General features: G+C 54.4%; 3 protein-coding genes and 1 rRNA gene. 2 read left to right on the top strand and 2 right to left on the bottom strand.

All coding sequences use genetic code 11. The features are described 5' to 3' along the window. Nucleotides 1–3: 3 nt before the first annotated feature. Nucleotides 4–125 (bottom strand): 5S ribosomal RNA (gene rrf / locus E3E33_RS10655). A gap of 53 nt (nucleotides 126–178) precedes the next feature. On the opposite strand from rrf, the gene E3E33_RS10650 reads away from it, so the two are divergent. Together E3E33_RS10650 and E3E33_RS10645 are read left to right on the top strand one after the other, a co-directional pair. Next, a complete protein-coding gene (locus E3E33_RS10650; protein ID WP_240912090.1) occupies nucleotides 179–1,717 on the top strand; it encodes a hypothetical protein in 1,539 nt (512 codons plus the stop codon). 4 nt (nucleotides 1,718–1,721) lie between these two features. Further along, complete coding sequence (locus E3E33_RS10645) at nucleotides 1,722–2,105, top strand: ribonuclease P protein component 4 (RefSeq protein ID WP_167711465.1); 384 nt, start codon at nucleotides 1,722–1,724, stop codon at nucleotides 2,103–2,105. A gap of 68 nt (nucleotides 2,106–2,173) precedes the next feature. Here E3E33_RS10645 and E3E33_RS10640 read toward each other — a convergent pair. Beyond that, nucleotides 2,174–3,048: cell wall-binding repeat 2 family protein (locus E3E33_RS10640; RefSeq protein WP_167711464.1), on the bottom strand; the 875-nt coding region annotated here is incomplete at its 5' end.

Raw genomic sequence — 3,048 nt, 5'->3', positions numbered from 1 at the left:
AGTGGCCGGCGGCGTTCCCGGTTTCCCGCCCCCTCTCGGAGGGCAGTACACCCGGGATCGCTGGCGGGCTTAACTTCCGGGGTCGAAACGAGACCGGGTGTGACCCCGCCGCTATGACCGCCGTACCGATACATACCTCCCGCGGTGCATTTATAAATCTTACGGTCGATGAAGACGGATGATGGAGAAGGAAATACTCGAACTACTGAGACTGGAACGGATGAGGGAGCCGCTGAGCCCTAGCAGAAGGGTTAGGGAGTTCCAGACGAGACTTCAGAGAATAAAAAACGGCGAAGAGACAGAGGTAGCAGGTTTCCTACTCGCGAGGAAGCCTCCCCACGCCCCAATGGATGCTGCCTATTACCTCCTTTCCCCACTATCTCCATCGGAGCTGGCGGGTCTGGAGAAGGACGAGTTCAGGACGTACCTGATCGTTCGAGCCACAGAGAACACCAAGGTGAGCGGGGAAGTCAGGCCCGGGAGTTATGTGCTTGTCAGAGGCGTCATGGACGCGTATCCTCTGGGCAACCTAAGGATGATCCACGCGAGCTCCATTGAGGGAAAAGACTACTCGGACTACTGGAAGGACTACCGCGAGTTCGCCCTCAGCAGGCGCGAGGTCGTTGAGCTTTTTGAAAGGACGATCTACGTCCGTGACGACATGAGGAAGGCCCTCATATACTCCCTCTACGGTGTCCCCTACATCCTCTGGGGAAGCGGAGTATCCCAGTGGGGCGAGGGCTTTGAGTACACGGTCTACAAGCACAGGGAGAACATGGGGCTCCTGGCCCTCTGGAAGGCCCTCAAGTACCTCCAGTCGAGCCTGCCCTGGGAGCTCAGGCTCGGAAAAGAAACCTCCCTCGAGATAATCGACCCCATGCTGGACATAGACTTTCGAACCCGCAACCCCAACAGGAGCGATATGAAATACTATACTCCCCCATCGAAGAGGGGCCTGGTCAGGATTCCGAAGTGGACTGAGAAGTACCTTATGAACAAGAGGGCGATCGGTCTTCTCCCCCAGGACGTGGAGGCAGACCCCACCGACGCACTGGCCAAGATCTCCGAGACGCCTTTTGTCCTCATGCCCTGGGAGGAGAAGCCGTACTTCGAAGAGAACAGGGAGTTCAGGCAGCTGATCCCCAATCTGCTCGTGACGATCTTCATCAACAGGGAGCGCTTTCGCTCCATGAGCCACGATGAGCTTGGCAGGCTGAGGGAGGAGCACCTAAAATGGCGTCGGTGGGGCAGGGAGGAGTACAGCGAGACCTTTGGAAAGCTGACGACGCCGAGCGGGGTGTTCCACCTCGGAATGAGGTTCTACCTCGACGCCAGGCTCTTCGGGGCCATCACAAGGTTCTACGGAAAAATCACAGACAAGGCTGTAAAGGACGTTAGGGAGATCGACGACACCATACTGAACGAATGGAACGTGGTTCTCGACGAGATTATCAGGAAACGGCCTGAGGTCATAATGAAGCTTGAGAAAGAGTACGAGCACTACATCCCCCATGACGTCAGGGCCCAAAAGGCCCTCCAGATTTTCCATGACCTGGCATCAACAAGCCCGAACGGCGAGGTTACCAGGGAGGAGTTCCTGAGGGAGATGATGAGGGGCGGCTTCAACGAGCGGGACGCCCTCGACATGATTGAAAGGTTTATAGCCACCGGCTACATTTACGAGCCATTTCCCGGAAAGCTGAGGCTGGTACGGTGATACCATGTCAAAAAAGAAGTTCATACGCCAGAGAGAGCAGCGGGAGAAGAAGAGAATAGCGAGGGAGAGAGTCAACATTCTCTTCACACTCGCCGAGCGCGTCTTTCCCTACGAGCCTGAATTAGCCAACCGCTACGTCGAAATAGCCCTGGCCGTCCAGCAGAAGGCCAAGATAAGGATGCCAAAGAAATGGAAGAGACGCTACTGCAAGAAATGCCATTCCTTCCTCGTTCCCGGCGTCAACGCTCGTGTGAGACTAAGGAGGAAAAGGATGCCTCACGTTGTGGTTAAATGCCTCAACTGCGGGCACATCATGAGGTATCCCTACCTGAAGGAGCAGAAGGAAAAACGAAGGAAAATACCGAGAAAAGGAAAGGGAATGATTTGAGCATCTGATTTAAACTCCACATATCGGAAGTCTGTTGATGGTGGTGCCCAACGTTAAACAATGAAAGTTCAAGGCCTTCGAGGCCTCTCTCTTGGGGCATTCCTTATGGCGTCCCTGCCGTTCCTGTAGGCTTCCTGGATCATGCTCTTTATCTGGTTCATAAGCTGCTTTGCCACGTCATACTGGCCGTTCTGGATGGCAATCCTGAGCTGCTCCATGAGGGTATTGATCTGGCTTACATCAATGCCTGCATTCTCCATAACCCGTATCTGAGCTTCAAGCTTCACGAGCTCCCTCTCAAGGGCCATCTTCTCGCTGTTCTTTATTGCTATCCTCATCTCGCCGGTCGCTGCCTTGAGGCTGAACTGGATCCTGACCTGGAGCTCGAGCATAAGCTGGTAGGCGTAGGTGTAGTTGCCGGCCTGAAGGGCCTGGTTGGCCTTCTCCATGGTCATCTCCATGACGCGAACCTGCTCCATGAGCTGGGTGGCGTTGGTGGCATTGGCGATCTCCTCAATGGCCCTGAGTCTCTCCCTGACCTGAATCATCAGCTGGAGCACGGTCTCCTTGGTAACGTTGACCTGGACTTCGTTTGTGGTGCAGTTGCACTCCTTGAGCTGCTTCCTAACCAGCTCCATGGTCATTTCAGAGGCATGGGTGTGAACCATGGTCATGTTCCTTATCTGGAACCTCTCCATCAGCAGGGTAATGTTCGTGGTCTTGTTAACGTAGAGTATTATAGCCCTGTTCTGAACCGCTATCCTGAGGGCGTTCTGAATTGCCAGGCTGTCGTTTCCAGCTACCACAACGCTTCCATTGAACTTAAGGCCGAACTTGATTTGGGCTTGGGTCATGACCATGAGGTTTGTCTCGTACCTGTTCTGACCACCCCAGCGCTCCACCGTAATACCCAGCTCTTGAAGATCATTAACGTACTCCTCCA

Origin of the sequence: Thermococcus sp. GR5 (assembly GCF_012027535.1) — an archaeon.
GTDB lineage: Archaea > Methanobacteriota_B > Thermococci > Thermococcales > Thermococcaceae > Thermococcus > Thermococcus onnurineus.
Note: the sequence above shows the minus strand (reverse complement) of the source record. Positions and strands in the feature narration are given on the sequence as shown.

What these genes read in the sequence shown, in the direction of transcription:
- E3E33_RS10645 (WP_167711465.1), top strand. Translation starts at nt 1,722, where the DNA reads ATGTCAAAAAAGAAGTTCATACGCCAGAGAGAGCAGCGGGAGAAGAAG.
- E3E33_RS10650 (WP_240912090.1), top strand. Translation starts at nt 179, where the DNA reads ATGATGGAGAAGGAAATACTCGAACTACTGAGACTGGAACGGATGAGG.